This window comes from Streptomyces sp. NPDC059201, from assembly GCF_042754585.1.
Lineage (GTDB): Bacteria > Actinomycetota > Actinomycetes > Streptomycetales > Streptomycetaceae > Streptomyces.
In genome coordinates this window covers 285073-311689 of the sequence record NZ_JBHZBB010000004.1, presented here as the reverse complement: position 1 = coordinate 311689, position 26617 = coordinate 285073, and the positions used below count along the sequence as shown (strand labels likewise).

Below are 26617 nucleotides of genomic sequence, written 5' to 3'. Positions count from 1 at the left end.
GAAGACCCCGGCCGTAGGCGGCTCGGGGCGGGTGTGCGGGTGGTGCGCGAGGGAGTGGTTACGGAGCGGGCGCGGGCGCGGGCTCGGGCTCCGGTTCGAGGGCCGGTTCGGGGGCCGGGGCCCAGGCGGCGCGGCGGGTCTCGCAGTCGGCGAGCGCGGCGGCGGGTGTGCGGGTGATGCGCGAGGGGAGTGCTTACGGAGCGGGCTCGGGCTCCGGCTCGGGCGCGGGCGCGGGCTCCGGCTCCGGCTCCGGCTCGGGTTCCGGGGTCGGGGTCCAGGTGGCGCAGAGGGTGGCGAAGGCGGTGCGGCGGGTTTCGAAGTCGGCTAGTGCGGCGGCGACGGCACGGACGACGACCGCCGGGTCGGGGACGGCGGGGCGGCCGTTCACCGGCTGGACCAGGGCGAGGCCGTAGCCGCGGAGCTGGGCGCCGCCCTCGCCGTTCTCGACGACCTGGGCGGTGACGTACACCGCCGGGTACTCGCCGGTCATCGGGTCGAGCTCCAGCGGGCCGCCGAGGGTGTTGTCGTACAGGCGCAGGCCGACGGTGTGTCCGTTCTCGACGACGGTGCCGCGGCCCGCGTAGTCGATCTCGACGCCCCAGGGCTGGGTGGGGTCGGGGGTCATGGGTGCTCCTCCTGGGAGAGGGGTGGCGGGGTCAGGTCTGGCGGCCGTACATCAGCACCGGCTGGGCGTAGACCGTGCCCGACGCGCTGGAGACGATGGCCTGGATCTCGACGGTGACGTCCTTGCCGAAGTCCGCCTGCATGTCGGCGGTGACGACGTCGGTGTGGTCGAAGACGGCCCCGGCGGCCACGGTCGGGCCGAAGGCGACCCCGCCGACCAGCACCCGGACCTGTCCGGCGGCGCCGGAGGAGGCCCGGGTGAGCATCCGCAGCCGCAGCTTGGGCTGCCAGATCGGGTTCTGCGACTGGGCGACGGCCGACCAGGCGGTGGAGGTGGTCGACGCCCACTGGGCCGAGGCCAGCGGCTGCGGCGGCAGCATCGGGAGCCAGGGCCGGGCGAGGCCGCCGGTGAGGATGTCGTCGGAGAGGATCTCGTGCCCGTAGGCGTCGTTCACCCGCAGCACGGGCTTGGTGCCGCCCGGGCCGCTGGTGGTGAGCTGGGCGACGAGGGTGACCGGGTCCTCCGGCTTGGGCTGCCGCTTCAGGGCGAGCGAGCCGTTGGTGATCTCGGTGAGCGGCGGACGGGTGTTGACCGCCGTGGACAGGGCGTTGAGTCGGCGCTCCATCTGGATCAGCCGGTCGATGATGTCCTCGGGCAGCAGTGCCATCAGGGGGCCTCCAGGGCGAGTTCGGCGGTGTCGGGACGGCCGCGCTCGGCCGGCCTGACCTTCACTCCGACGATCCGGTAGCGGGCGTCGAGGCCCGTCGGGTGCCATTCGTCGGTGATCCGGAGGCGGGCCGTGCGGCCGAGGAGCGCCGGGGGGACGATCCCGGAGAGCCGGATGCTGATCTCGGGGATCTGCACCGAGCCCTGGGCCTCCCTGAGCACGGCGGTGGCCAGGGCGTCGAGGACGTTCTTGTCGCTGACGTCGTTGTAGTCGGTGGAGAGGTCCAGCTGGGGCCAGCGGTCGGGCAGCCCCACCGCGGGGATCTCCGCCGACAGCGTCGGCCGGGACTCCGCGGCGGCGTTGCCGTTGACGGAGGCGCCGCGGGCGAGCGAGGTGGTGCCGCCGCGGGTGGCGTCGTCCGGGAGCGAGTAGCTGAGGATGGTGCCGGGGCGGTCGAAGACCATGTCGGTGGCGCCGGTGCGGATCTTGGGGGAGCCGAGCCGGAGCCGCCGGACGCGCTGGCCGTCGGAGGGGTCGCGGTAGACGAGGATGTGGTACTCGACGCCGTCCTCGTAGGCGCTGAGCTGGTCGAGCGCCTCCTGGTAGACGGTCTCGTCGCCGTGCCGGTAGGAGACGGTGCGGGGGACGGCCTTCGCCGGCACGTCGTCGCCGGGCTCGACCTTGCTCAGGCCCAGTCCGGCGCCGAGCTTGTCCCACAGGTCGCGGACGATGCCGTACTGCTCCGCCTGGTTGTACTTGAGCTCGGTGCGGATGCGGCGGCGGCCCGCGTACGAGTCGAAGGTGGACGCCTGGATGGAGAGGGTGACCACGCCCCGGTCGCTGCCCTGGAGGTTGGTCGTCCAGACGATGCCGCCCCACCACAGGAAGCCGCCGCGCTCCAGGTAGACGGTGGTCCGGCCCGGCTTGATCTTGTGGGCCCGGTCGGCCATCGCGCGGTCGGGGATGGGGACGGTGCCGGAGAGCGAGCCGGCGCGGCCGATGTAGTCCTCGAAGGAGACGTCCCGCAGCGGCAGGATGTCGAGGGTCTGGTCGGTCACCAGGTCGCAGAAGATGGCCCGGTAGGGCGTGTCGAGACTCATGGGGCGGACCTCACGGAAGGATGTAGGTGGCGCTGACGCGGACGTTGCGGCCCGGGACCAGGGCGCCGTTGGAGGACCAGGTCCGCAGGGTGACCGTGCCGCCGCTGGAGATCATCGCGGAGCCGCTGCCGTAGCCGTCGGCGGCGCTCGCCTCCAGGCTGAGGGCCGGGCGCCAGCCGGAGGGCAGGGTGCACAGCTGCTCGTCGTTGACGATGTTCCCGGCGGAGTTCGCGTCGACCTGGGCGCCGCTGCGGGTCACGGTCACCGACATGGTGCAGAGCCCGCCCCGGGTGCGCCGGGCGTCGTAGGAGACGAGCGTCCAGTTGGCGAGGGCGAGCGCGCCGGCCGTGATGGCCTCCGTCTCCACCGGGGGGTGGTAGGTGGCCCAGGTGGTGCCGTTCCACCGCTGGAGGACGCCGTTGTGCTCGCGGTACTGCCCGGTGTAGCCGCCGACGGTGAGCGCGCCCTGGGGGGCGACGCCGCCGATCTCCTTGGGGTACGCGACCCAGCCGGTGCCGCTCCAGCGCTGGAGCTGGTGGGCGTTGTCGTTGTCCTGGTACTGGCCCGGGTAGGAGCCGGGGACGCCCGCGTTGTTGTAGACGGGCAGGATGCCGCCGACCGAGGCGACCGTGGTGCGCAGGTCGGTGAGGTCCTTGGCCCAGTCGACGCCGCCGCTGCCGGCCGAGGTCCCGGCCTTGACCCGGACGGTGAAGAGCGGCAGCGAGGCGGCGGGGACGGGCGGGGCGGACGGGGTGGCCGACGGCTGCCCGACGAGCACCTCCAGGACGGCCTCGTGGCGGGTGAGGCTGTCGAACTCGTCGTCGTACACGCGCAGGACGACGAGGTCGATCCGGGGCTGGAGCGGGTCGCCGTCGCCGAAGGTGAGGACGGTGTCGCCGTCGAGGGTGACGGCGTACGCGCCCTGCTCGGGCCGGCCCTGGACGAGGGCCCGCCCGGCGTGGACGGTCGCGGTCATCGGGCCGCTGTCGGTCATCCTCAGGCCGCTGACCCGGTACGTGCCGTCGGTGGAGCCCGGCAGGATGCCGGAGCGGGAGACGAGCGGGTCGACCGGGGTGACGGCCCCGAGGTCGGTGAGGCGGGTCGTCTGGCGGGTCTGGCCGCTGGGCAGCAGCCAGCCGGGACGCAGGGGCACGGGGTGCTCCTCTCGGTGGGAGGGGTGGTGGGCCGGGGGCTACGACAGCGGGTGGACCTTGATGTAGGTGTTGTCGAAGAACGCCTTGACGACCGGGGTGGTGGGGACGACCCGGAAGAAGGCGGTGAGGGTGTACGTCGAGCCCGGGGTCAGGTTCGTGAACCGGCGGGCGCCGGCGACCGAGAGCGTGGTGGTGCTGGCCGCGTAGAGCCCGTACTCGTCCTCGGGGGCGCTGATGACCGTGGAACCCTGGGAGAGTTCGAGCGCCATGTACGAGTAGAGGTCGTCGCGCGCCCGCATGCGGCAGCCGTAGTCCACGGCGACCACCTTCGACGGCGGGGCGGTGAAGCTGATCCGGAGCGGGTTGGTGGCGCGCCCGACGAGCGTCGAGACGTAGGCGCCGGACGTGGTCTCGCCCTGGTCGGTGTTGTCGACGAAGTACGGGCCGGGCACGGCCGGCACCCAGGCGGTGCCGTTCCAGCGCTGGAGGACGCCGCTGGTGGAGTCCCGGTACTGGCCGATGTAGGTGGCGGGGGCGCCGGCGGCGGAGGAGGGGACAATGCCGCCGAGAGCGGAGGGGTACGCCACCCAGGCGCCGCCGTCCCAGCGCTGGAACGTGCCGCCCGCGTCCTGGTACTGGCCCGGGTAGGCGCCGGGCAGGACCTGGCCCTCGACCGGCAGGATGCCGCCGAGGCTGACGACCGGGGTGCGGAGGTCCTTGAGCGAGGTGTTCCACGGGATGCCGCCGTTGCCCGCGCTGACGCCGGCCGGGACGAGGACCTCGTAGAGCGGGAGGCAGCGCGGCGGGACCAGCGGGACCTGCGGGTTCGGTTCGGCGGCGCCCTGGATGATCTCCAGCTTGGCCTCGTACCGCTGGTTCTCGTCGTACAGCCCGTCGTAGACCTTGAGGACGATCAGGTCGATGCGGTTGTAGGCGTTGCCGGGGGCGAAGGTGAGGGTCTCGGAGTTCGGCAGGGTCACCGGGTAGGCGCCCTGGGAGATCTCGCCCTGGATGACGGCCCGGCCCTCGGAGACGGTGGCGGTCATCGGGGCGGAGCCGAAGGTCCAGAAGGCGGCGAGCCGGTACTGGCCGTCGTAGGAGCCGGGCAGGATGCCGGAGCGGACCTGGACGGGGTTGGCGAGGGTGGTGACGCCGGTCTGGGTGAGGCGGGTGTCCTCGCGGGTCTGGCCGGTGGTGGCGACCCAGCTGCTGCGCAGGTTCACGGGGTTCTCCAATCGGGGAGGGCGGGAGGGGCGGCGCGGGTCAGGCCCGGATCCATTCGGCGGAGAGGGTGCAGCCGTAGCCGGAGCCGCCGAGGGTCTTCACCGCCGCCCCGCTGTTCTGGAAGCCGGCGAGCTGGAGCGTGTCGCCGGCGGAGAGCTGGAGCAGGCCGGAGCCGCCGACGCTGATCGCGCCGGGGCCGGCCGGGCTGAGCCAGGTGAAGCGGGACTGGCCGACGCCGCTGATGACGATGCGGCTGCCGCGCATGCCGGTCTGGCTGTCGTTGGCGAAGGTGGCGTGGCCGGAGACCCGGTACCAGCCGGGGCGGGTCACGGTGTAGGTGGTGGTGCCGTTGAAGCCGCCGGTGTCGTCGATCTCGACGGTCGGCAGGCTGAGCGTGGTCCAGGTGTTCGAGGCGAGGGTCTGCTGCTGGGCGGTCGTCCACTGGGTGGCGCCGAACAGCACCGTCGAGGCGCCCTCGGTGTACTGCCAGGCGGTGCCGTCCCAGCGCTGGAGGGCGCCGCCGGAGTCGCGGAACTGGCCGGCGTAGGTGCCCGTCGCGGTGGTGCTCGGCGCGATGCCGCCGATCGGCTTCGGGTACGAGACCCAGGTGGTGCCGTCCCAGCGCTGGAGCAGCCCGGCGGCGTCCCGGTACTGGCCGACGTACGCGCCCTTGTATCCGCTGGTCGGCATGATCCCGCCGAGCGCGACGACGGGCCAGTGCAGGGTGGTGACGGCGGAGGTGCCCCAGGCGATGCCGCCGGTGCCGGCCGAGGCGCGCTTCGGCACCTTGATCGTGTACAGCGGGATCGTGCTGCCCGGGGGGCTCTGGGGGGCGGTCGGGGTGGCGCTCGGCACGCCCGTGACCAGGCGGACGACGGCCTCGGTGGCGCCGGTGCGGTCGTAGGCGTCGTCGACGACGGCCAGTTCGATCAGGTCGATCCGGTCGTACTGGTCGTTGCCGTCCGTCAGGGTCAGCGTCTCCGGGGCGGTGACGGCGACCAGGTACGCGCCCTGGGCGGTGTCCTTGCCCTGGACGATCGCGCGGCCGGTGCCGATGGTGGCCTGCATGGGCGCGCTGCCGGTCAGCTGGAGCCCGCCCGGCACGATGCCGGCCCGGGAGCGGAGCGGGGTCTCGTCGGCGCTCTGGCCGCTGGGGGTGAGGAGGGCGGCGAGGGTGGCGCGGGTGTCCTCGCGGGTCTGCCCTTCGGAGTGGAGCCAGGCGGCTCGTACGGTCATGGGGTCACCTCGGGGTAGGGGAGGGTGCGGGACGGCCGCCGGGCGGGCGCCGCGACGGCCGTCCCGGCGGGCGGGTCGGCGGCCGGGTCGGGGTCGTGCGGGCGGCGCCCGGGCGCCGGTCGGCGGTCACCGGCCGGCACCCGCGGGCGTGCGGGCTCACGGGGCCGGGGTCGGGTGGGGGCGCGGGCCGGGTCCGTGGGCGGTGGCGCGGGCTCGCCGGGCCGTCATCGGGGGGTGGTGCGGGCCGGGTCCGCGGGCGGTGGTGCGTCCTCGCGGGGCCGTCATCGGGGGCCGGCTCAGGCCGTCACCACTCGGCGCTGCGCCAGCGGACGGTCATCAGGGCCTGCTCGGTGCCGTCCTCGGGGCGGAAGGAGAGGTCGCTGCGGCCGGGTTCCAGGACGAAGAGCTCCTCCGGGGTGGAGTCGGCCATCGCCGTGTGGAGCCGGGAGGCGGACTTGTTGAGCATCACGGTGCCCGCGCGGGTGTCGATGGTGAGCTCGTCGCCCGCGGCCAGGTCGATCGCGTACCGCAGCCGGCGCCGGCTGACCCGCTCGGTGACGCTCGGCATCGAGCAGGGGCCGCGGAAGACGATCACCGGGTGGGCGGGGGCGGAGCCGGTGTTCTCGACGACGGCGTCGCCGGTGCTCTTGGCCTCGCCCCAGGACAGCGGCCAGGTCAGCGGCCAGACGAGGCCGGCCTCCGGCTGCGGCGGCATGGTCGTGGCGAGCTGCTCGTTGACCGTGTACCGGCGGGGGTCGGTGGCGAGCCACTGGACGGACATGCGGGAGCTGCCCTGGGTGGCGAAGCCCTGGTCGGCGGGGACCACGCGCTGGGCGATCCGGGCGCGCACGGCGAGGGTCTCGCCGTGCAGCCGGACGGCGAGCCAGCGCTCCTCGTCGAGGAGGGCGAGGGCCTGGCGCAGCGCGCGTACGGCCGCGGGGGCGCCGCCGTACTCGGGCATCAGGACGATCGTGCCGCCGGTCTTGCGGGGCTTGGCGTAGCGGGCGCCGGGCCAGGCGCCGTGCGAGGTCGGGCGGTCGGCGTCGGCGGAGTCGTACTCGGGCAGGTCCTCCCAGCCGGTCAGGCCGGACTTGTCGACGGCGAAGGGGGTGCCGGGGCCGATGAGCAGCCCGGCCCACTGCATCTGCCCGTCCTGGGTGATGAGCGAGCCGGGCGCGAGGTCGGCGGTGTGGGAGTTTCCGGCGTACGGGGTCGTGGTCTCGGCCATGGGGCCGTCACCTCACTTCGGGGGTGGGCGGGGGCGTCAGGTCAGGACCGGCTGTCCGGCGGCGGCGCGGGCGGGGGCGTGGGCGGCGAGGAGGAAGAGCAGGTCCTCGGCCACCGCCCGGGGGCCGGCGCCGGGTTCCTCGCGGAACTCCCGGACGCGGTGCGGGCGCGGCGGCGGCTCGGTGAGTGCTGGGACGCGCCGGTGCTCCAGCTCGTTCAGGGCGTCGATGCGGTACTCGCCGGCCTCGGGGGGCGCGACGATGCCGCCCTCGGCGAGCATCGGGATCTTGTCGAGGGTGACGCCGAACTTCTTGCCGGTGAGCGGGATCTCGAAGCTGAGCTTGTTGAGCCCGTCGATGATCCAGTTGGCGAAGGCGATCAGGCCGTTGATCGGGCCCTTGACCACGCCGAGGACGGCGCTGAGGCCGCCCTGGACCATGTCGCCGATGCCGTTGAGGGCCTTGGCGACGGCGTCCTTCGCGGTGCGGAAGAAGCCGGGGATCTTGTCGGTGATCCAGCGGACGACGGGCTGGACGGCGCTCTTGATGCCGCCGAGGGCGCGGGAGGCGATGCCCCGCAGGGCGTTGCTGGCGGAGCGGACGGCGGAGCCGATCCTGGAGATCCCGCCGATGGCCGAGCCGACGATCTTCAGCGCGGTGCGGAAGACGGTCAGGTACGCCTTGACGTAGGTGCCGATCGCCTTGCCGAGCGCCTTCATGAAGGGGCTGATGAACTTCCAGATGCCCTGGACGACCTTGAGCGCCTGCTGGAGGACCTTGCGGATGATCCGCTGTCCGGTCTCGGAGTTGACGGCGAGTTCGATGAGGTACGCGGCGATGGGCACGATCAGGCCGACGAGGAAGCCGAGCGGGTTGGCCCGCATGGCGACGTTGATGCCTGTCATGGCGACCGAGGCGACGGTCATGACGGTGCCGAAGGTGCCCATGAGGCCGGTGATGACATCGGCGACGGGCAGCAGCGGCAGGAGGAGGCCGAGGATCGCCCCGGCGCCGGTGCCGATCCGGGCCGTGGCTCTGCGGGCCTTGCCGGCGGCGGTGCCGACCCGCTTGATGCGGGTGGCGGCGGGGGAGCGGCGGAGCTTGTCGAGGGCGGTGCGGGTGGAGGCGGCGTTCTGGCCGAGGGTGCGGGTGGCGGTGCCGGCGTTACGCGCGGCGGTGGCGAGGGCGCCGACTCCGGAGGCGGCCCGCTGGACGCCCTGCCGGAGGTCGCGTACCGCCGAGGTCGCGCCGGTGGCCCCCTGCCGCAGGCCGCGCATCGGGCCGACGGCGACCCGGAAGCGGGGCATGGTGAGGCGCGGCATGGCGAGCGCGGCACTCATGCGCGGGCTCCACGCGCCTTCACCAGGTACATGAGGGCGGCGGCGGTGGCGTGCGGGTCGCTGCCGCGGGCCGCGTGGTAGTGCTCGATGTGCAGCCCGGCGCCGGTGCCGGCGTTCGGGCCCTGGGCCATGCGGGCGCGGCGGGCGGTGAGGGCGAGGAGCCGGTCGAGCTTGGAGAGCGGCAGGACGGCCTCGGCCTCGCCGGCCTCGGCGAGGATGGCGGGGACACCGCCGGTGCGGGGCATCACGACACCGCCGGTGGCGAGCATCGGGATGGTCGGGATGTTGACGCCGAAGGTCTTGCCGCCGACGACGGGGACCCAGCCGGGGACGGAGACCTTGACCTTGTTGATGGCGCGGATCATGGAGTTGATCAGGCCGATGACGGCGTTGATCGGGCCCTTGACGCCGCTCTTGATGCCGTCGAAGGCGCGGGACGCGATGCCCTTGAGGCCGTTCCAGATGGACGACATCTTCTCCTTGACGGCGCTGAACGCCCTGGGGATCGCGCTCTTGATCCAGTTCACCACCGGGGTGATGACGCGCTTGATGCCGTTCCAGACGGAGCTGATGACGCTCTTGATCGCCTTCATCACCGTGGTGATGACCGTCTTCCAGACCTTCACGTAGGTCTTGATGACGGTGGCGACGGCCTTGACGACGCTGGAGATCGCCTTCTTGATGCCGTTCCAGACCGACTTGATGAGGCTGCCGGCCTTCTTCATGATCGGCCCGACGGCCTTCATGACGGAGCTGATGACGCTCTTGATGGCGCTGAACGCCTTCTTCAGGACCTTCTGCATCGTCTTCGAGCGCAGCGCCATGTCGACGATGGCCTCGATGAGCGGCATGAAGAGTTCGAGCAGGCGGATGAGGAAGTTGCCCTTCATGGACTTGTTGAGCTTGTCCTGGCCCTTGGCGGCCTTGCCCGCGCCGGACTCGTACTTGGCGAGCTTGCCGCCGGCGGACTGGGCGGTCGAGCCGGCCTTCTTCATGGCCCGCTCGGCCTGGTCGGACGCGGTCTTCAGGTTCCTGAGCTGGGTGCCGGCGCCCTGGGCGTTCGTACGCAGCGTCCTGAGCTGACCGGACGCGGACCGCCCGGCGTCACCGACCTTCTTGACCGAGCCGCCGGTGCCGGACGCCTGGGACTTGAAGCGGCCGAGGGCGGTCGAGGCGTTCTTGAGGCTCTTGACGAGAGACATGGGAGTACCTCCTTTCTGGGTGGGTGGGGATCAGCCGCCGGTGGCCTGGCCGATCTGCTGGTCGAGGCTGCGGATGGAGCCCTGGAGGCCCTCGAACTTCTCCCGCAGGGTCCCGGCCTCTCTGGCGAGGTTGCCCATCGCGTCGGCCGTGTTGCCGAGCTGGGTGTCCGTGGGCAGCTTGGTGGGCTGGAACTGGTCCAGCTCCTTGTTGAGCTTCTCGAGCCCCTCGGCGATCTTCTCCAGCTTCCTGGCGTTGACCTTCTTGATGGCGTCGCCCACCAGACCGAGGACGATCACCGCCTTGTCGGCCTTGGCCTTGTTCGGCAGCCGCTTGAACGAGTTCAGGAACGAGGGCGCCTTCGCCTCGAACCTCTCCACCTGCGGATTCAGCTTCTCGAGCGCCTTGGCCAGCGTCTCGGCCTGCTGAGCGTTGGCCGGGTCGCCCACGAGGTCGGCGACGCTGGTGCCGCCGTTGGCGATCCGCCGCTCGCGCTGTTCGACGACGGTGCGGTCCTGAAGCCTGACCTGGCCGTTCTCGTCGAAGGCGAGGATCCGGCCGCCGCGGCTGAAGAGCTGCTGCACCCACCGTTGGAAGTCGGTGAACTTGGTGGCGAGGAGAAGACCGAGGACGGGAAGGACGAACCCGATCACGGCGGCGACGAAGTAGGGGACGTACGTCTTCCAGTCCGTGTTCTCCTTGATCTTCTCGAATCCGGCCGCGAAGCCGCCGAGGCCGGCGGCCTCCAGCCACTCCGTGACCGGGTGCTTCACCAGCTCCTTGTGCATGTCGTCGATCTTGGTGATGAACTCCGTCGGCAGGTGCCGCTCGGTGAGGATCTTCGGTTCCTGCTCGATGAGCGAGTGCTTGAACCGGGAGATGGACACCATGGCGTCCTCGGGGATGGGCGCCGGCTTCTTGCCCTTGGCCTCCTCCTCCTTCTGCTTCTTCTTCTGCTCCTCGGTCGGTTTCTCGATGTCCAGGTTGGGAACTCTGACCGGGTTGTCCTTGGGGATCTTGCCCTCGAGCGCGTCGAGTTTGGCCAGGACGTCCTTGATCGTGGGGTCTGCCATGGATGGCTCCGCTTCCGGCCGTGTCGGCCAAGCACCGAAAAGCCCCCGCCGGTCGCGGCGAGGGCTCGTTCGTGGGGCGGCGTGTGACGGTCAGGCGTCGGTGTCCCGGCGGGGGGTGCGTCGCGTCGTCGCGAGGGCGTCGTTCCAGCCGGCGGCGTACGCGACGGTCTCGCGGCGGGAGACCTCGGCGTACAGGGTGCCGAGCAGGGCTCTCTTGTCGAGGGCGACGGGTCCGTCGAGGAGCTGGCGGAGGCGGTCCTGGAGAGGGATGTGCGCTCGCGATGCCTCGCCCGGTTGAGTCATGGACGCCTGCCTTCCTTTGCTTGCCCGTGCGTGCGTGGCGGCGCCGCGTGCGTCTGGAGAGCGGGGGCACCACGTGTTCGAACTACTGTGCGAACAGAGTGTGGAACATCTGTTCGAGGTTTGTCGAGCGAGATGAGACTGACGGCGTGTCTTCTCGTCAGGTTCCCGATCGAGTTGGCCGTGAACGAAACGAAAGTTCGACCGGGTAATCTGGAGGGCGCTCTCTCGGATCCGACCACTCCGGGACGGCGGGAGGGGCGCGAGGGGCGCGCGGGGACCCCAGGGGGCTGGAAGGCAGTACTGACACATGGACACCGAGCCGGACGCCGACCGGCGGGAGCGGGTGGTCGACTGGCTCGCGTCCCATCCCGACCTGCCCCACCTCTTCGCACGGCTCTCCGAGCTCGTCCACGTCCTCGGGCACGCCCCCGAGGAGCTCGTCGTGATCCCCCGGTCCGAGATCGACCGCAGGGAGACCACCGCCTTCACCTCCGGCTGGGCCGAGGCCGTCTCCGACGAACTCCCGCGCATCCGGAGGGAGTACGAGCGCCGCGTCGCCGACGCGTACGCCCAGGGGCAGAGCGACGGCCGGGGCATCAGGCGGCCGCAGCGCCGCACGGACACCGGCCCGCAGGACGGCGCCCGGGTCATCGCCCTGCCCTTCGCCCGGCTCCTCGAACCGCCCGCCGCCGTCGTCGAGGCGGAGGAGCGGGTGCGCCGGGAGCGCGAGCTGTTCGAACAGAGCTCCGCACCGGAGACCGAGTCCGCGTACGGCGACGAGGACGGGTTCAACGGGTTCAAGGACGAGAGCGGGTTCGAGGGCGGGTACGGGGGCGAGCCCGAGCCCGAGCACGGCAAGGAGCCGGCGCCCGACAGGGCACCCCCGGACGCCCTCGTCACGGCCCAGGAGGGCCGCACCCGGCGCAACGCGCAGCCCGTACGGAAGGTCGTACGGGGCAAGGGCGGCCGCCCGATCGTCCCGCCGCTCTCCCACGTCCCCGTCCAGCAGGGCGGCACCGGCGAACGCCGGGACGCCGAGCCCCGCAGGACCCGCCGGCTCTCCGAGCGCGCCAAGGCGCTGGAGGAGGAGCTGGCCGCCGAGCGCACCCAGGAAGCACCTCCGGAGTCCGCCCCCTGACGGGAACGGACTCCGGGAGGGGTGGCGCGGACGGGAAGGCCCGGAGCGCCGGGATCACTGGGAATGTCGGGAGGGTCAGCCGAAGAAGCGGGCCAGTTGGCCGGGGGAGACGGCCGGGGGCTCCTCCCCGTTCGCCGGGGCGGAATCCGCCCCGCCCGTCCCGTCCCCGCCCCGGCCCTCGTCCTCGTCCTCCGTGGTCCCCGGGCGCGGGACCGGCTTCGGGAACTCGGGCGGATCGCTGTCCTCCGCGCTGTTGACGCAGGTGAACATCCAGTTGGCGACGGCCAGGTGGTCCACCGTCGCCGCCAGGAGGTGGTCGGTGACCGACCACTCGGCCGACTCGCCGTGGACGTGGCGCTGGAGCGCGCTCTCCCGCGGCAGGTGCTTGATCAGCACCAGCAGCCGCCGGCTGGACAGCTCGCCCCGGTGCCAGTCCAGGATGTCGGTCCCGTAGTAGCGGATCAGGTCCGCCTCAAGGGCCTCGGCGTGTTCGTCGACGAACTCGACGAGGCTCAGTCTTCCCCCAGGCCGAGCCCGGTCTCCTGGCCGTACGCCTCCAGGATGGCGGCGATGTCCTGCATGGTGACCTCGTGATCCTCGAAGCGGGCGAACTGCTCCGCGCCCATGAGGAGCGCCAGCAGGCCGTCCACGTCGTTGTCGTCGAGCTTGCGCAGGCCCTTCGCGGTCGAGCGGGACAGCTCCGTGGGCAGGGTGAAGGTGTCGCCGTCCAGCTCGAAGGACCAGGAGCGGCCGCGGCCCTCCTGGCGCTGGGCGCGGGCGGCGTTGACGTCGAAACGGGCCATGGTGATGCGTACTCCTTGATCGGATGCGTACGGAGGAGGAGAAGGAGAAGAAGGGGGCGGGGCGGGACGGCGGGGGTGCCGCCGTCCCGCCCCGGGCCGGATCAGGCCGTGGCGCCGTACTGGTTGTCCTTCATGAGGAAGGTCGCCAGCGGCTTGCCGTCGCCGTTCGACATCGCGGTGAAGGTGATGCCCAGGGTGGACGCCGCCTTGCGGGCCAGCTTGATGTCGTCGGAGGCGGTGACCTGGCCGCGCGGGATGATGAAGCGGTACGTGACCGCGGTGCCGCCGACCTTGACGTCGGTGAACTCCAGGCCGAGGGCGCGGACGTCCGCGTACGGACGCTCGGCGATCTCGTACTTGTACGTGTCGGTCGACGCGGCCGGCTCCGGCTTGACCTCGCCGCCGCCCATGAAGAACGGCAGCGTGTCCTCGTTGAACTGGAGCATCGAGAACTTCAGCGAGAGGTCACGGCTGGAGTAGATGAAGTGCACCGGGGAGACCGACTGCCAGGTGTCGATCGGCTCCAGCTTGTCCTTCTTGGAGAAGGTCACGCCGTCGCCGGTGGTGTAGCCGAGGTTCGTCCAGGTCGCGGCGGCCCAGTCGGTGGCCGGGTCGGCGCCGAAGGACGGAAGGCTGGAGCCGGCGGTGGCCACGAAGAGCTTGCCGGTACCGGCGACGCGGATCTCGGCGGAGTTGTTTCCTGCCATGGTGGGTTTCTCCTTGTGTGGGTGAGAGCACCGCGCCCGGGCGAAGGGAAGGGACCCGGGTACGGCAAAGGCCCCGCCGGACGGCAGGGCCTGGTCTGTGGGGCCGGACGGGACGGGACGGGGTCCGGCGGGGCGTCAGGAGACGCCGGGGAAGGTGTCGGCGGGGCGTCGGAGGACGCCGGGGAAGGTGTCGGAGGACGCCGAGCGGGCGTCAGAAGACGCCGAGGGAGAGGCGCAGCACGCAGAGGTAGCGGTTGGCGCCCCGGTAGAGGTAGTCGGGCAGCCAGCGCGGCCCGTCCTGCTCCTCCACGTCGTGGACGGCGTAGCCGCCGATCACCTTGCCGAGGGTGGCGAGCAGCGCGCGCCGGGCGCCGTTGGCGAGGACGTGGGCGGCCTCCTTGGTGGGGCCGTACACCTCGAACTCGATCAGCGGCATGTCGACGTGCAGATCGCCGATCCAGGCGCCGCCACGGCGGTTGACGAGGACGGCGGCCTGGGTGCCGTCGAACCCGGCGGGCGGGTGGACGGCGAGCACCGCCCCGGCCAGTGCCGGGTCGGCCTTGAGGACGTCGACGACCAGCTTCTCGACGTCCGGGAACGCACTCGGGGGAGTGGTCATGACGGTTTCTCCTCGGGAGAGGGGCGGTGGGATGGGCGGGAGGGGTGCGGGGGGTGAGGGGGCCGTCCGGGGGCTCCGGCGGGAGGGGGAGGGGCACGGAGCCCGCCCCGGACGGCGGACGGCGGAGCCGCGTCCCGACCAGCGGGCGCAGCTCCGCCGCTGCACCAACTGTGACAGAGAGCGTGCGCGCACGCAACTAACTCGGTGTCCATCGCCCAAGAAATCTCGCGAGAGGGCCACAGGGCCGTCCTGACCTGCGGCGATACCTATCGGATCGCCCGCACCGGCGGATAGGTTGGCCCTCCCGATCCCCGAGGAGCCGCCCGTGTCCGCCGCCCGCCCCCGCCTGCTCTACGTCACCGACCTCGCCTACCCGGCGCGCGGGCGCCGCTACTGCGACGAGGACATCGACCTCACCGCCCGGCTCCGCGCCTCCTTCGACCTCGCCCTCTGCCACCCGCGCGACGCCGCCGCCCTCATGGACGCCTTCGACGCCGTCGTCGTCCGCAACAGCGGCCCGGTCCTGCACTTCCAGGAGGCGTACGACCACTTCCGCGAGCGCGCCACCGCCCTCGGCACCCGCGTCTACAACCCGCTCCACGGCCGCGCCGACATGGCCGGCAAGCAGTACGTCCTCGACCTCACCGCCGAGGGCCACCCCGTCATCCCCACCGTCGACCGCCCCGAGGACCTCCACCTCCTCCCCGGGACCGAGCTGTACGCGGTCAAGCCCAAGGCCGGCGCCGACTCCATAGGGCTGCGCTTCCTCCCGTACGGGGAACTCGCCGGCCTCGAACTCGACGGGAGCCTCCTCGTCCAGCCGCGGATCGACTTCGCGTACGAGGTCTCCTTCGTCTTCGTCGACGACCTCTTCCAGTACGCGCTGTACGCCCCCGACCCCGAGCGCCGCTGGGTCCTGGAGCCGTACGAGCCCACCGCGGCCGACCTCGCCTTCGCCCGCCGCTTCATCGACTGGAACACGCTCCGCCACGGCGTCCAGCGCGTCGACGCCTGCCGCGCCCCGGACGGCGAACTCCTCCTGGTGGAGCTGGAGGACCTCAACCCGTACCTCTCGCTCGACCGCGTCGGCGAGCCCGTCCGCGCACGCTTCACCGAGACCCTGACGGACTCGCTCCACGCCTTCCTGAAGGCGTGAAAGACGAAGCGCCCCGTGTCCGATGACGGACACGGGGCGCTTCGTCTTGCGGCTGTGCGATCAGGCGGTGCGGGGGCGGCGGCGGGCCGCCCGCTCCGCCGCGAAGACGTCCTCCAGGCGGAAGAGCTGGGCCCGGCCCGCCCGGCCCGCGGCCCGCAGGTGGCCCAGCTGGACCCACTTGCGGATGGTCGAGGGCGCGACCCCCGCCTCCTCGGCGGCGAGCGGTCCCGGGATCAGGGCCGGCAGGTGGGGCGAGCTCAGCATGAGGTCTCCTTCGTGTCGTCCATCGCCGCCTCGATCTCGTCCGTACGGGCTCCGGAGGCGTCGGCCAGTTCACGCCACTCGTCCTCCCGCCACAGGTGCCGGTAGGCGGGGTCGTCCTGGCAGCCGCACACCGGATCGGCGCACACGCAGGCGGGGTTCACGCAGAGCACCGCCCGGCGGTCCGGGAAGGCGCGCAGCGAGACCGAGTCGCACCAGGGGCAGCGGCCGGCCACCCGCACCACGGTCTCCGCCTCGCCCAGGGTGCGGGCGCACCGGCGGGCCATCCGCCGGATCTCGTCCCGCACGTGACGGGCGAGGTCCGGGTGCGCGGCGATGCCGTCGAGGAGCCCGACGACCCGGCGCAGCCGGTCGGTCACCCCGGCCCGGGGCGGCCGGGGCAGCCCGAGGCGGGCGCACACGGCCTCCTCCAGCTCGACCACGCCGTCGGTGACGTCCCGGATGCAGTCGGAGACGTGCAGCCGGATCGGGGCGGCCCCGTGCCCCGGCACGGTGAGCCCGTGCCGCTGCTCCAGGAGCAGCGCCTCGCGCCGTTCCTGGCGAAGCAGTTCGCGGTCCCCGGGGTGCGGGGCGGCGGGCGCGGCCCCGGCAGGCGAGCGACGCCCGGGCGCCAACTCCTCGGCAAGCTCGGGAAACTGACGAACGAGCGCCCCGGCCCAGAGCACGACATCCTGCGCGACGGCCTGCGCGGCGCCTCGTACGACGTCCTGTGCGACGGTCTGCGCAGCGCCTCGTACGACGTCCTGCGTCACGGTCTGTGCGGCGCCTCGTACGACGTCCTGCGTCACGGTCTGTGCGGCGCCTCGTACGACGTCCTGCGTCACGGTCTGTGCGGCGCCTCGTACGACGTCCTGTGCGACGGTCTGTGCGGCGCCTCGTACGACGTCCTGTGCGACGGTCTGTGCGGCGCCTCGTACGACGCTCTGTGTGACGGTCTGAGCAGCGTCCCGTACGACGTCCTGCGCGGCGTTCAGTACGGCGCCCTGCGCAGCGTCTCGTACGACGTTCTGCGCGGCGTCCCGCGAGGCGGCCCCGCCGGCCTCGCCGCCAGCCCCGCCGGCGCTCCCCGTCATGCCGACTCCCCAACACTCGCCACGAGCGCCGCGTCGAGCTGCGCGGCGACCGCGCTCGCGTCGAGCGGCCGGAGGGCGGCGGGGGCCCGGAGGGGCGCGGGGGTCCGAAGGGAGGCAGGGGCCCGGAGGGGCGCGGGGGCCCGGAGGGGCGCGGGGGTCCGGAGGGAGGCAGGGGTCCGGGACGGGCGGGGCTTCACGGGGCGGCCGTTGCGCCAGAGGCGCCCCGCGCAGACGCCGTCGAACCAGCTTTCGGCGGGGGCGACGGCCTCCTCGCACTCGCGGCGGACGGGACAGGCGGCGCAGGCCCGCAGGGCGGGGGCCGCCTGCCGCTCGCGGCGGGCGAAGACGACGGACGGGGAGAGGCCGGCGCACGCGGCGGCGGCCTGCCATGGGGTCGGGTCGAGCTGGGACAAAACGGTTCTCTCCACGGTCCGAGGCCGCCGGCACGCCGAAGGACCCCGAGGGGGGCCTGGCGTCCAGGGGCCGGCGAGTGCGGCGGGCAGCAGACTCGCATGTTGCGTGCGAGCTCGCAACTAACGATGTGGAGGGTCTTCATCGATTCGACACGATTGCGTGCCCGAAAGCACGTAATTCCGTGCGCGCAAGCACGCTAGAGTAAGGGTCCCGGAGGGTGGGGATGATGTGATGAGGGAGCGGTAGAGCATGAACAGTCAAGGGCTCGACGAGTTCGCCGGCTGGGTCGAAGGTCTGATGAGGCGGCGCGGATACGACATCGACAGTCCGCGCGGCGGCGGCAAGTCCCGCATCGCCGACGAGGCCGGGGTGCACCGGGCCGCGGTGACCCGCCTGTTGCAGCGGCAGAGCATGCCCGACCTGGAGACCATGCGCCGCATCGCCCCGCTCCTCGGGGTCTCCGTCCGGGACATGCTGATCCGCTCCGGCCGGGTCACCCCCGAGGAGCTTCCCCTCGCGGCCGACCTGCTGCCGCCCACCGACTGGCAGCCCACCATGGAGGACTTCGCCCGCTGGCTCGGCGTCCCCGACGAGCGCATGGGCGTCTTCGTCAAGGTCGTCAGCCAGTTCCTGGAGCCCGACACGGCCACCGAACCCGAGGACTCCCGCCCCGACCACCATCACCGCCGCACCGCCCGCGACTGACCCCGGCGGCCCGGCCGCCCGGCGGTCCGGTCCGGCTCCGCGGCCTACCCCCGCCGCGGGGTCGGGCGGTCCGCGCGGGCCGAAGGGCGGCCCGGACGATCTTCCTCGCCGGGCCGGTGGTTTCCTTTTCTTTTGACCGCAGTCCGTGCGGTAGGTACGCTCATGCCTTGTGCCTGGGGTGTGCCTGGGCTCCTGTGCGTGTCCACAACCGCACGGCGAGTCCGCTAGGGGCCACCGTGATCCGCGCCCTTTCCGCGCTCTGCGGAGGGACCACCGGATCCGACACGCCCGACCGCGTGGGTCGGTGAATGTTCCAGGTTAGTAGTACTTACGGCACACAGAAACCGGAGAAGTAGTGCCTACGATCCAGCAGCTGGTCCGGAAGGGCCGGCAGGACAAGGTCGAGAAGAACAAGACGCCCGCTCTCGAGGGTTCGCCCCAGCGCCGTGGCGTCTGCACGCGTGTGTTCACGACCACCCCGAAGAAGCCGAACTCGGCCCTCCGTAAGGTCGCGCGTGTGCGTCTGACCAGCGGCATCGAGGTCACGGCCTACATCCCGGGTGAGGGGCACAACCTGCAGGAGCACTCGATCGTGCTCGTGCGCGGCGGCCGTGTGAAGGACCTGCCGGGTGTTCGTTACAAGATCATCCGCGGCTCCCTCGACACCCAGGGTGTCAAGAACCGCAAGCAGGCCCGCAGCCGCTACGGCGCCAAGAAGGAGAAGTAAGAATGCCTCGTAAGGGCCCCGCCCCGAAGCGCCCGGTCATCATCGACCCGGTCTACGGTTCTCCTCTTGTCACGTCGCTGATCAACAAGATCCTGCTCGACGGCAAGCGCTCCACCGCTGAGCGCATCGTCTACGGCGCCATGGAGGGCCTGCGCGAGAAGACCGGTGCTGACCCGGTCGTCACGCTGAAGCGCGCCCTCGAGAACGTCAAGCCGGCTCTTGAGGTCAAGTCCCGCCGTGTCGGTGGCGCCACCTACCAGGTGCCGATCGAGGTCAAGCCCGGTCGTGCCTCCACCCTCGCGCTGCGCTGGCTCGTCGGCTACTCCCGCGCCCGCCGCGAGAAGACCATGACCGAGCGCCTCATGAACGAGCTCCTGGACGCCTCCAACGGCCTGGGCGCTGCGGTCAAGAAGCGCGAGGACACGCACAAGATGGCCGAGTCCAACAAGGCCTTCGCGCACTACCGCTGGTAGTCGCAACCCCCATCGAGACCGAGAGAAGACTGAGCCGATATGGCTACCACTTCGCTTGACCTTGCCAAGGTGCGCAACATCGGCATCATGGCTCACATCGACGCGGGCAAGACGACCACCACCGAGCGGATCCTGTTCTACACCGGTGTCTCGTACAAGATCGGTGAAGTCCACGACGGCGCTGCCACGATGGACTGGATGGAGCAGGAGCAGGAGCGCGGCATCACGATCACGTCTGCCGCGACGACCTGCCACTGGCCGCTCGAGAATGTCGATCACACGATCAACATCATCGACACGCCGGGTCACGTCGACTTCACCGTCGAGGTGGAGCGTTCGCTGCGCGTGCTCGACGGTGCTGTGACCGTGTTCGACGGCGTGGCCGGCGTCGAGCCCCAGTCCGAGACCGTCTGGCGTCAGGCGGACCGCTACGGCGTTCCGCGCATCTGCTTCGTCAACAAGCTCGACCGGACCGGTGCCGACTTCTTCCGCTGCGTCAGCATGATCGTGGACCGCCTCGGCGCCACCCCGATCGTGATGCAGCTCCCGATCGGTGCCGAGGCCGACTTCGAGGGCGTCATCGACCTCGTGAAGATGAAGGCCCTCGTCTGGTCCGCCGAGGCCACCAAGGGCGAGATGTACGACATCGTCGACATCCCGGCCGACAAGGCCGAGCTCGCCGACGAGTACCGCGCCAAGCTGGTCGAGGCCGTCGCCGAGAACGACGAGGAGCTCATGGAGCTCTTCCTCGAGGGCGTCGAGCCCACCGAGGAGCAGCTCTACGCGGCGATCCGTCGTATCACCATCGCCTCCGGCAAGGGCGGCGAGACCACGGTCACCCCCGTGTTCTGTGGCACCGCGTTCAAGAACAAGGGCGTCCAGCCCCTGCTCGACGCTGTCGTCCGCTACCTGCCGTCGCCCCTGGACGTCGAGGCCATCGAGGGCCAGGACGTCAAGGACGCCGAGGTCGTCGTCCGGCGCAAGCCGTCCGACGACGAGCCGCTGGCCGCCCTCGCGTTCAAGATCGCGAGCGACCCGCACCTCGGCAAGCTCACCTTCGTCCGGATCTACTCCGGTCGCCTGGAGGCCGGCACCGCGGTGCTGAACTCCGTCAAGGGCAAGAAGGAGCGCATCGGCAAGATCTACCGCATGCACGCGAACAAGCGTGAGGAGATCGACTCGGTGGGCGCCGGCGACATCGTCGCCGTCATGGGCCTGAAGCAGACCACCACCGGTGAGACGCTGTGCGACGAGAAGAACCCGGTCATCCTGGAGTCCATGGACTTCCCGGCGCCGGTCATCCAGGTCGCGATCGAGCCCAAGTCCAAGGGTGACCAGGAGAAGCTGGGTGTCGCCATCCAGCGTCTCGCGGAGGAGGACCCCTCCTTCCAGGTGCACTCGGACGAGGAGACCGGCCAGACCATCATCGGTGGCATGGGCGAGCTCCACCTCGACATCCTCGTCGACCGCATGCGTCGCGAGTTCAAGGTCGAGGCGAACGTCGGCAAGCCGCAGGTCGCGTACCGCGAGACGATCCGCAAGGCCGTCGAGCGGCACGACTACACCCACAAGAAGCAGACCGGTGGTACCGGTCAGTTCGCCAAGGTGCAGATCGCGATCGAGCCCATCGAGGGCGGCGAGGCGTCGTACGAGTTCGTGAACAAGGTCACCGGTGGCCGCATCCCGAAGGAGTACATCCCTTCGGTCGACGCCGGTGCGCAGGAGGCCATGCAGTTCGGCATCCTGGCCGGCTACGAGATGACTGGCGTCCGCGTCATCCTTCTCGACGGTGGCTACCACGAGGTCGACTCCTCCGAGCTCGCGTTCAAGATCGCCGGCTCGCAGGCCTTCAAGGAGGCCGCGCGCAAGGCTTCCCCCGTGCTCCTTGAGCCGATGATGGCCGTCGAGGTCACCACGCCCGAGGACTACATGGGCGAGGTCATCGGCGACATCAACTCCCGCCGTGGCCAGATCCAGGCCATGGAGGAGCGTCACGGTGCCCGCATCGTGAAGGGCCTCGTGCCCCTGTCGGAGATGTTCGGCTACGTCGGCGACCTCCGCAGCAAGACCTCGGGTCGCGCAAGCTACTCGATGCAGTTCGACTCCTACGCCGAGGTTCCGCGGAACGTCGCCGAGGAGATCATCGCGAAGGCCAAGGGCGAGTAACGCGACCGCGTTCAACGCACCGCGTCCACACGCTTTAGGCTTGACACCGACCGGTGGGGGGCCGTCCCGAGAGGGATACCCCCTGCCGGGCGGCACCCCAGCAAAGATCACCTGGCGCCGATGAAGCAAGGCGTTCAGAACCACTCCACAGGAGGACCCCAGTGGCGAAGGCGAAGTTCGAGCGGACTAAGCCGCACGTCAACATCGGCACCATCGGTCACATCGACCACGGTAAGACGACCCTCACGGCCGCCATTACCAAGGTGCTGCACGACGCGTACCCGGACCTGAACGAGGCCTCGGCCTTCGACCAGATCGACAAGGCTCCCGAGGAGCGCCAGCGCGGTATCACGATCTCGATCGCGCACGTCGAGTACCAGACCGAGTCGCGTCACTACGCGCACGTCGACTGCCCCGGTCACGCGGACTACATCAAGAACATGATCACCGGTGCCGCGCAGATGGACGGCGCCATCCTCGTGGTCGCCGCCACCGACGGCCCGATGCCGCAGACCAAGGAGCACGTGCTCCTGGCCCGCCAGGTCGGCGTTCCGTACATCGTCGTCGCCCTGAACAAGGCCGACATGGTGGACGACGAGGAGATCCTGGAGCTCGTCGAGCTCGAGGTCCGTGAGCTCCTCTCCGAGTACGAGTTCCCGGGCGACGACCTTCCGGTCGTCCGCGTCTCGGCGCTCAAGGCGCTCGAGGGCGACAAGGAGTGGGGCGAGAAGCTCCTCGGCCTCATGAAGGCCGTGGACGAGTCCATCCCGCAGCCCGAGCGTGACGTCGACAAGCCGTTCCTGATGCCGATCGAGGACGTCTTCACGATCACCGGTCGTGGCACCGTCGTCACCGGTCGTATCGAGCGCGGCATCCTCAAGGTCAACGAGACCGTCGACATCATCGGCATCAAGACCGAGAAGACCACCACCACGGTCACCGGTATCGAGATGTTCCGCAAGCTGCTCGACGAGGGCCAGGCCGGTGAGAACGTCGGTCTGCTCCTCCGTGGCATCAAGCGCGAGGATGTCGAGCGCGGCCAGGTCATCATCAAGCCCGGCTCGGTCACGCCGCACACCTCCTTCGAGGCCCAGGCGTACATCCTGTCGAAGGACGAGGGTGGCCGTCACACCCCGTTCTTCAACAACTACCGCCCGCAGTTCTACTTCCGTACCACGGACGTGACCGGCGTCGTGACCCTCCCCGAGGGCACCGAGATGGTCATGCCGGGCGACAACACCGCCATGAGCGTTGAGCTGATCCAGCCCATCGCCATGGAGGAGGGCCTCAAGTTCGCCATCCGTGAGGGTGGCCGGACCGTCGGCGCCGGCCAGGTCGTCAAGATCAACGCCTGATCTTGAACTGACCTGGTAGCTCGCACGAGCTGCTAGCAGTGAGGGAAGGCCCCGCACCGAGAGGTGCGGGGCCTTCTCGCGTTCCCGGAGCGGTTCTTCGGCGCGGCCGGGGGGCTCTACGGCCTCCAGGACCAGAGCCGCCCGTCCGCGCCGAGCCCCACCACCGTCACCCCGCGCGCGCCCACGTGGAGCGCCGCCGCCACCGCCGCCGGGCCCTGTGCGCGCGTACGCAGCCTCCCGCCGGCCCGGACGCACAGCCGCCCCTCGGCGTCCGCCCCCAGCAGCACCGTGCCCAGCGCGGCCGAGCGCGCCGCCCGCACCTCCCCGTAGCCGTCCAGGCCCGCGTCGGCGCCGTCCGGGCCCACCAGCCGCGCCGAGGCCGGCGCCCGGTGGTAGAGCCCGCCGCCCGCGCTCGCCACCGTCGAACCCGACAGCGGCAGCCGCCCCGGCGCCTCCCGGCCGTCCACCCAGTGCCGTACGGACTCCGTGCCCGCCGCGTACAGGTGGGTGCGCCCCGCCGCGTCCAGCGAGACGGCGAGGCCGTCCTGCACCACCGCGTCCCCCGGCAGCGCCCGCCACGGGCCCCACGCGCCGTCCGGCTCGCGGACCCGCTCGGCGACGCCCCTCGCCGCGTTCCGCACGTACAGCCGGACCCGCCCGTCCGGGGCCGCCATCGCCACCGGCGCGCCGAGGCGGCGGCTGCGGTCCGCCCCGCGGTCCGGGGTGCCGAGCCCCCGCCAGGCCAGGAACGGGCCGCCGGGGGAGCGCTGCTCCAGCAGGACCACCTCCCGCCGGTTCGGCCCGCCGCGCCCTTCCAGGGCCGCGAACCGCACCCCGAAGAGCAGCACCCGCCCGTCCGGCAGCACCGCCGAACCCAGGGCGGGCGCCAGCGGGCCGCCGCCCAGGTCCTCGGGCCCGCCCCACACCCCGGGCGCCGTCTCCCGCCGGCGCACCGCGCGCAGCCCCAGCACCCCGTAGGCAGCGAGCCGCCCGTCCGGCTCCTCGGCGAGCGCAGGGGCGGCGCCCGGCCAGCGGTGGTGGGTGGAGCGGACCCAGCCCTTGCGGTTGGTCAGCGGCCGGTCGCCGCCGACGCCGTAGTCGCCGCACCCCGAGGGGTTCCCGCACGCCCACGACGGATCGCCGCCGTACGGCACGAGCCGGGCCGCCTTGCCCGCCAGCACCCCGGGCGGCAGGTTCTTCGGCCAGTGCCGGTTGTAGTAGCCGCGGAAGGCGGTCGCCGTGAAGACCGGGACCGGCGCCCCGCCGCGTACCTCCTCCGCCACCCAGCGCACCAGCGCCGCCCAGCCGAAACAGGCCGCCGCCGTGTGGTCCCCGTGGTCCGAGAAGCCCGGCTGCTCGGAGTTCCGGCGGCGGGTCGCCTCGTCGCCCGGCTGCGCATCCGGGTCCGGGTCCAGGGTGTGCACCACGGTCGGCCGGTAGCGCCGCAGCAGCCCGGTCAGGGCCGCCACCAGACCCTCGTGGTCGTACGGCCCCGGGCGCGCGGCCGGCGAGCCCGCCGAGCGGTGCGCGGACAGCTCCAGGCCCCGGTCCTCCCACAGCGCGGGCAGCGCCATGTACCGGCGCGGGGTGTGCATGGGCAGGTCGAGGAAGACCAGCTCCACCCGGCGCCCGCCGTGCGCCAGGACCGCCCGCTCGGCCGTCCGGCCGCCGCCGAGCGCCAGCGCCTCGCGCCGCCAGGGCGCGAAGAGCGGCAGACCCAGCGCCGCCGCGTAGCTCTGCCGCAGGCCCTGGCGGCGTGCGGAGGAGTACGCGGCCCGGTCCGGGGGCGTCCTCGGCATCCCCGCGATCCGGTTGACGCCGTGGTGCTCGCCGGCCGTCACGTAGACGGAGACCACCGGCACCCCGTCGTCGAGCAGCCGCTGCGCGTCCGGGTTCATGAAGTACAGGTCGTCGTCCGGGTGCGCGACGATCTGGAGCAGCAGCGCCCGCCCCGGCTCCCCGCCCGCGAAGGGCTTGCCCGGCGCCGGGTCCGCCGCCGGGGAGCTCCGCCGAGGAGCGGGTACGGAACAGCCCGTGGCCAATGCCGTGGTCACGGCGGCGGCCAGCAGCGTACGGCGGGACGGTATGTGCACGGCGGACGGCCCTTCCCCCTGGATCGGTCCCTGGCTAGACGCCCTCCGCGGGGCCGGGGTTGCCCGCCCGGCGGGAGTCCGCCGCCGTCTCGCATGCCGGGACGGACGTGAATGCTTACTGGTGCGTGCATTCACCTGGATGTAACAGTGGGGCCTGCGGCGGTCCCAACAGGTGCGGGGGCGCGCGAGGACGCCGCCCGTCAATGGCTCGGCAACGGCGCCGAGCCCCGCACCGCTTCCCTGGTGCGCGCAGCCGCGCCAGAAGGGGGTACTCCGTGCCGTCCCAGCCCATCGCCGAGACCACCGCCGCCCGGTCCGCGCTCGACGCCCTGCGCGTCGAGATCGAGCACCGCAACCCGGCCCAGCCCGAGTTCCACCAGGCCGTCCACGAGGTCCTCGACAGCCTCGCGCCGGTGCTCGCCGCCCGCCCCGAGTACGCCGAGCCCGGCCTCCTGGAGCGGCTCGTCGAGCCCGAGCGCCAGATCATCTTCCGGGTGCCGTGGCAGGACGACCGGGGCCGCGTGCACGTCAACCGCGGCTACCGCGTCGAGTTCAACAGCGCGCTGGGCCCCTACAAGGGCGGTCTGCGCTTCCACCCCTCGGTGAACCTCGGCATCGTCAAGTTCCTCGGCTTCGAGCAGATCTTCAAGAACGCCCTCACCGGCCTCGGCATCGGCGGCGGCAAGGGCGGCAGCGACTTCGACCCGCACGGCCGCAGCGACGCCGAGGTCATGCGCTTCTGCCAGTCCTTCATGACCGAGCTGTACCGCCACCTCGGCGAGCACACCGACGTCCCCGCCGGTGACATCGGCGTCGGCGGGCGAGAGATCGGCTACCTCTTCGGCCAGTACCGGCGCATCACCAACCGCTGGGAGGCCGGCGTCCTCACCGGCAAGGGCACCGGCTGGGGCGGCTCCGCGATCCGCCCCGAGGCCACCGGCTACGGCAGCGTGCTCTTCGCCGCCGCCATGCTCCGCGAGCGCGGTGAGGACCTGGAGGGGCAGAGCGCCGTCGTCTCCGGCTCCGGGAACGTGGCGCTGTATACGATCGAGAAGCTCCTCGCCCTCGGCGCCAACCCGCTGACCTGCTCCGACTCCAGCGGCTACGTCTACGACGACAAGGGCATCGACCTCGACCTGCTCAAGCAGATCAAGGAGGTCGAGCGCGGTCGGGTCGCCGACTACGCCGAGCGGCGCGGCGCCTCCGCCCGCTTCGTGCCCGGCGGCCGGGTCTGGGAGGTCCCGGCCGACGTCGCCCTGCCGTCGGCGACGCAGAACGAGCTGGACGAGAACGACGCCGCCGCGCTGGTGCGCAACGGCGTGAAGGCGGTCGCCGAGGGCGCCAACATGCCCACCACCGCCGAGGCCGTCCACCTGCTCCAGCGGGCCGGCGTCGCCTTCGGCCCCGGCAAGGCGGCCAACGCGGGCGGGGTCGCGGTCAGCGCCCTGGAGATGGCCCAGAACCACTCCCGTACGTCCTGGTCCGCGGCCCGGGTCGAGGAGGAGCTGGCGGGGATCATGACGGACATCCACCGCACCTGCCACGAGACCGCCGAGCGGTACGGCGCCCCCGGCGACTACGTCACCGGCGCCAACATCGCCGGATTCGAGCGGGTCGCGGACGCGATGCTGGCGCAGGGCGTGATCTGACGCTCCGCCCCGACGAGCCCGGAGAGAACTTTCTCCGAAGATCTTTCCGGGCGATGTCGAGACCTCCCCGTCGGCTCCGACCGTAGGGTGACAGCGCGCCACCGGGGCG

At 71.9% G+C, this 26617-nt stretch carries 27 protein-coding genes; 8 read left to right on the top strand and 19 right to left on the bottom strand.

The window, feature by feature from the left end; genetic code table 11:
• Positions 1-193: 193 nt before the first annotated feature.
• The 11 genes from ACFXMG_RS15825 to ACFXMG_RS15775 all read right to left on the bottom strand — a co-directional run bounded on the left by ACFXMG_RS15825 (position 194) and on the right by ACFXMG_RS15775 (position 11148).
• Positions 194-625 (bottom strand): ATP-binding protein, encoded by a 432-nt coding sequence (locus ACFXMG_RS15825; protein WP_383823178.1) that lies wholly within the window; start codon positions 623-625, stop codon positions 194-196.
• A 31-nt stretch (positions 626-656) separates the two neighbouring features.
• Positions 657-1292 (bottom strand): hypothetical protein, encoded by a 636-nt coding sequence (locus ACFXMG_RS15820; protein WP_383823180.1) that lies wholly within the window; start codon positions 1290-1292, stop codon positions 657-659.
• Positions 1292-2392 carry a hypothetical protein gene (locus tag ACFXMG_RS15815; protein ID WP_383823183.1) on the bottom strand — a complete coding sequence of 367 codons (1101 nt, stop codon included), beginning with the start codon at positions 2390-2392 and terminating at the stop codon, positions 1292-1294. Before ACFXMG_RS15815 ends, ACFXMG_RS15820 begins: the two co-directional genes overlap by 1 nt.
• Positions 2393-2402: 10 nt before the next feature.
• On the bottom strand, positions 2403-3545 hold the full coding sequence (locus ACFXMG_RS15810) for a hypothetical protein (RefSeq protein ID WP_383823186.1): 1143 nt from the start codon (positions 3543-3545) through the stop codon (positions 2403-2405).
• A gap of 39 nt (positions 3546-3584) precedes the next feature.
• Positions 3585-4769, bottom strand: coding sequence for a hypothetical protein (locus tag ACFXMG_RS15805; RefSeq protein WP_383823189.1), 1185 nt, complete (start codon positions 4767-4769; stop codon positions 3585-3587).
• A gap of 40 nt (positions 4770-4809) precedes the next feature.
• Positions 4810-6006: a hypothetical protein gene (locus tag ACFXMG_RS15800; protein ID WP_383823192.1), complete on the bottom strand. Its 1197-nt coding sequence runs from the start codon at positions 6004-6006 to the stop codon at positions 4810-4812.
• A gap of 304 nt (positions 6007-6310) precedes the next feature.
• A complete protein-coding gene (locus tag ACFXMG_RS15795; RefSeq protein ID WP_383823194.1) occupies positions 6311-7234 on the bottom strand; it encodes a phage distal tail protein in 924 nt (307 codons plus the stop codon).
• Positions 7235-7270: 36 nt separating this feature from the next.
• Positions 7271-8572: a tape-measure protein gene (locus tag ACFXMG_RS15790; RefSeq protein WP_383823197.1), complete on the bottom strand. Its 1302-nt coding sequence runs from the start codon at positions 8570-8572 to the stop codon at positions 7271-7273.
• Positions 8569-9774 carry a phage tail protein gene (locus ACFXMG_RS15785; RefSeq protein ID WP_383823199.1) on the bottom strand — a complete coding sequence of 402 codons (1206 nt, stop codon included), beginning with the start codon at positions 9772-9774 and terminating at the stop codon, positions 8569-8571. The genes ACFXMG_RS15790 and ACFXMG_RS15785 overlap by 4 nt, the downstream gene beginning before the upstream one ends.
• Positions 9775-9804: 30 nt before the next feature.
• Positions 9805-10845, bottom strand: coding sequence for a hypothetical protein (locus tag ACFXMG_RS15780; protein ID WP_383823202.1), 1041 nt, complete (start codon positions 10843-10845; stop codon positions 9805-9807).
• A 90-nt stretch (positions 10846-10935) separates the two neighbouring features.
• Complete coding sequence (locus ACFXMG_RS15775; RefSeq protein ID WP_383823205.1) at positions 10936-11148, bottom strand: hypothetical protein; 213 nt, start codon at positions 11146-11148, stop codon at positions 10936-10938.
• Positions 11149-11455: 307 nt separating this feature from the next.
• On the opposite strand from ACFXMG_RS15775, the gene ACFXMG_RS15770 reads away from it, so the two are divergent.
• Positions 11456-12286, top strand: coding sequence for a hypothetical protein (locus tag ACFXMG_RS15770; RefSeq protein WP_383823208.1), 831 nt, complete (start codon positions 11456-11458; stop codon positions 12284-12286).
• Positions 12287-12361: 75 nt separating this feature from the next.
• On the opposite strand, the gene ACFXMG_RS15765 is transcribed toward ACFXMG_RS15770, so the two are convergent.
• From ACFXMG_RS15765 to ACFXMG_RS15750, 4 genes are all read right to left on the bottom strand, one after another.
• A complete protein-coding gene (locus ACFXMG_RS15765) occupies positions 12362-12685 on the bottom strand; it encodes a hypothetical protein (protein ID WP_383823238.1) in 324 nt (107 codons plus the stop codon).
• Positions 12686-12798: 113 nt separating this feature from the next.
• Entirely contained in the window at positions 12799-13089 is a 291-nt protein-coding gene (locus ACFXMG_RS15760) for a hypothetical protein (RefSeq protein ID WP_383823211.1), read from the bottom strand.
• Between the two features lie 101 nt (positions 13090-13190).
• A complete protein-coding gene (locus tag ACFXMG_RS15755) occupies positions 13191-13796 on the bottom strand; it encodes a phage tail protein (protein ID WP_383823214.1) in 606 nt (201 codons plus the stop codon).
• Between the two features lie 211 nt (positions 13797-14007).
• A complete protein-coding gene (locus ACFXMG_RS15750; protein ID WP_383823217.1) occupies positions 14008-14415 on the bottom strand; it encodes a hypothetical protein in 408 nt (135 codons plus the stop codon).
• 325 nt (positions 14416-14740) lie between these two features.
• Between ACFXMG_RS15750 and ACFXMG_RS15745 the strand changes: the two genes are divergently transcribed.
• Positions 14741-15571 carry a hypothetical protein gene (locus ACFXMG_RS15745; protein ID WP_383823219.1) on the top strand — a complete coding sequence of 277 codons (831 nt, stop codon included), beginning with the start codon at positions 14741-14743 and terminating at the stop codon, positions 15569-15571.
• 60 nt (positions 15572-15631) lie between these two features.
• Here the strand turns inward: ACFXMG_RS15745 and ACFXMG_RS15740 are convergent, their stop codons facing one another.
• From ACFXMG_RS15740 to ACFXMG_RS15730, 3 genes are all read right to left on the bottom strand, one after another.
• Positions 15632-15835 carry a hypothetical protein gene (locus ACFXMG_RS15740; protein ID WP_383823222.1) on the bottom strand — a complete coding sequence of 68 codons (204 nt, stop codon included), beginning with the start codon at positions 15833-15835 and terminating at the stop codon, positions 15632-15634.
• Positions 15829-16518: a hypothetical protein gene (locus ACFXMG_RS15735; RefSeq protein WP_383823240.1), complete on the bottom strand. Its 690-nt coding sequence runs from the start codon at positions 16516-16518 to the stop codon at positions 15829-15831. The genes ACFXMG_RS15740 and ACFXMG_RS15735 overlap by 7 nt, the downstream gene beginning before the upstream one ends.
• Positions 16519-16922: 404 nt before the next feature.
• Entirely contained in the window at positions 16923-17339 is a 417-nt protein-coding gene (locus tag ACFXMG_RS15730; RefSeq protein WP_383823224.1) for a WhiB family transcriptional regulator, read from the bottom strand.
• Between the two features lie 250 nt (positions 17340-17589).
• On the opposite strand from ACFXMG_RS15730, the gene ACFXMG_RS15725 reads away from it, so the two are divergent.
• The 5 genes from ACFXMG_RS15725 (at position 17590) to tuf (ending at position 22766) form a co-directional block, all read left to right on the top strand.
• Positions 17590-18045 (top strand): helix-turn-helix domain-containing protein, encoded by a 456-nt coding sequence (locus tag ACFXMG_RS15725; RefSeq protein WP_383823227.1) that lies wholly within the window; start codon positions 17590-17592, stop codon positions 18043-18045.
• 355 nt (positions 18046-18400) lie between these two features.
• The gene (rpsL, locus tag ACFXMG_RS15720; RefSeq protein ID WP_003948652.1) at positions 18401-18772 is read left to right on the top strand and encodes a 30S ribosomal protein S12; all 372 of its coding nucleotides are present in this window, start codon (positions 18401-18403) and stop codon (positions 18770-18772) included.
• Positions 18773-18774: 2 nt separating this feature from the next.
• A complete protein-coding gene (gene rpsG, locus ACFXMG_RS15715) occupies positions 18775-19245 on the top strand; it encodes a 30S ribosomal protein S7 (RefSeq protein ID WP_351110852.1) in 471 nt (156 codons plus the stop codon).
• Positions 19246-19284: 39 nt separating this feature from the next.
• Positions 19285-21411 (top strand): elongation factor G, encoded by a 2127-nt coding sequence (fusA, locus tag ACFXMG_RS15710; RefSeq protein ID WP_383823230.1) that lies wholly within the window; start codon positions 19285-19287, stop codon positions 21409-21411.
• Positions 21412-21572: 161 nt separating this feature from the next.
• Positions 21573-22766 carry an elongation factor Tu gene (tuf, locus tag ACFXMG_RS15705; protein ID WP_383823233.1) on the top strand — a complete coding sequence of 398 codons (1194 nt, stop codon included), beginning with the start codon at positions 21573-21575 and terminating at the stop codon, positions 22764-22766.
• 116 nt (positions 22767-22882) lie between these two features.
• On the opposite strand, the gene ACFXMG_RS15700 is transcribed toward tuf, so the two are convergent.
• A complete protein-coding gene (locus tag ACFXMG_RS15700; RefSeq protein WP_383830985.1) occupies positions 22883-24820 on the bottom strand; it encodes a PIG-L family deacetylase in 1938 nt (645 codons plus the stop codon).
• Between the two features lie 242 nt (positions 24821-25062).
• On the opposite strand from ACFXMG_RS15700, the gene gdhA reads away from it, so the two are divergent.
• Positions 25063-26508 (top strand): NADP-specific glutamate dehydrogenase, encoded by a 1446-nt coding sequence (gene gdhA / locus ACFXMG_RS15695; RefSeq protein WP_383830988.1) that lies wholly within the window; start codon positions 25063-25065, stop codon positions 26506-26508.
• The last annotated feature ends 109 nt before the right edge of the window (positions 26509-26617 follow it).

Bases quoted from the DNA above. Each gene is read 5' to 3' on its own strand.
- ACFXMG_RS15790 (WP_383823197.1), bottom strand. From the start codon at position 8,572: ATGAGTGCCGCGCTCGCCATGCCGCGCCTCACCATGCCCCGCTTCCGG.
- ACFXMG_RS15755 (WP_383823214.1), bottom strand. From the start codon at position 13,796: ATGGCAGGAAACAACTCCGCCGAGATCCGCGTCGCCGGTACCGGCAAG.
- ACFXMG_RS15820 (WP_383823180.1), bottom strand. From the start codon at position 1,292: ATGGCACTGCTGCCCGAGGACATCATCGACCGGCTGATCCAGATGGAG.
- ACFXMG_RS15775 (WP_383823205.1), bottom strand. From the start codon at position 11,148: ATGACTCAACCGGGCGAGGCATCGCGAGCGCACATCCCTCTCCAGGAC.
- ACFXMG_RS15785 (WP_383823199.1), bottom strand. From the start codon at position 9,774: ATGTCTCTCGTCAAGAGCCTCAAGAACGCCTCGACCGCCCTCGGCCGC.
- ACFXMG_RS15760 (WP_383823211.1), bottom strand. From the start codon at position 13,089: ATGGCCCGTTTCGACGTCAACGCCGCCCGCGCCCAGCGCCAGGAGGGC.
- ACFXMG_RS15815 (WP_383823183.1), bottom strand. From the start codon at position 2,392: ATGAGTCTCGACACGCCCTACCGGGCCATCTTCTGCGACCTGGTGACC.
- ACFXMG_RS15795 (WP_383823194.1), bottom strand. From the start codon at position 7,234: ATGGCCGAGACCACGACCCCGTACGCCGGAAACTCCCACACCGCCGAC.
- ACFXMG_RS15780 (WP_383823202.1), bottom strand. From the start codon at position 10,845: ATGGCAGACCCCACGATCAAGGACGTCCTGGCCAAACTCGACGCGCTC.
- ACFXMG_RS15825 (WP_383823178.1), bottom strand. From the start codon at position 625: ATGACCCCCGACCCCACCCAGCCCTGGGGCGTCGAGATCGACTACGCG.
- ACFXMG_RS15770 (WP_383823208.1), top strand. From the start codon at position 11,456: ATGGACACCGAGCCGGACGCCGACCGGCGGGAGCGGGTGGTCGACTGG.
- ACFXMG_RS15740 (WP_383823222.1), bottom strand. From the start codon at position 15,835: ATGCTGAGCTCGCCCCACCTGCCGGCCCTGATCCCGGGACCGCTCGCC.
- rpsG (WP_351110852.1), top strand. From the start codon at position 18,775: ATGCCTCGTAAGGGCCCCGCCCCGAAGCGCCCGGTCATCATCGACCCG.
- ACFXMG_RS15800 (WP_383823192.1), bottom strand. From the start codon at position 6,006: ATGACCGTACGAGCCGCCTGGCTCCACTCCGAAGGGCAGACCCGCGAG.
- ACFXMG_RS15750 (WP_383823217.1), bottom strand. From the start codon at position 14,415: ATGACCACTCCCCCGAGTGCGTTCCCGGACGTCGAGAAGCTGGTCGTC.
- fusA (WP_383823230.1), top strand. From the start codon at position 19,285: ATGGCTACCACTTCGCTTGACCTTGCCAAGGTGCGCAACATCGGCATC.
- ACFXMG_RS15725 (WP_383823227.1), top strand. From the start codon at position 17,590: ATGAACAGTCAAGGGCTCGACGAGTTCGCCGGCTGGGTCGAAGGTCTG.
- gdhA (WP_383830988.1), top strand. From the start codon at position 25,063: ATGGCTCGGCAACGGCGCCGAGCCCCGCACCGCTTCCCTGGTGCGCGC.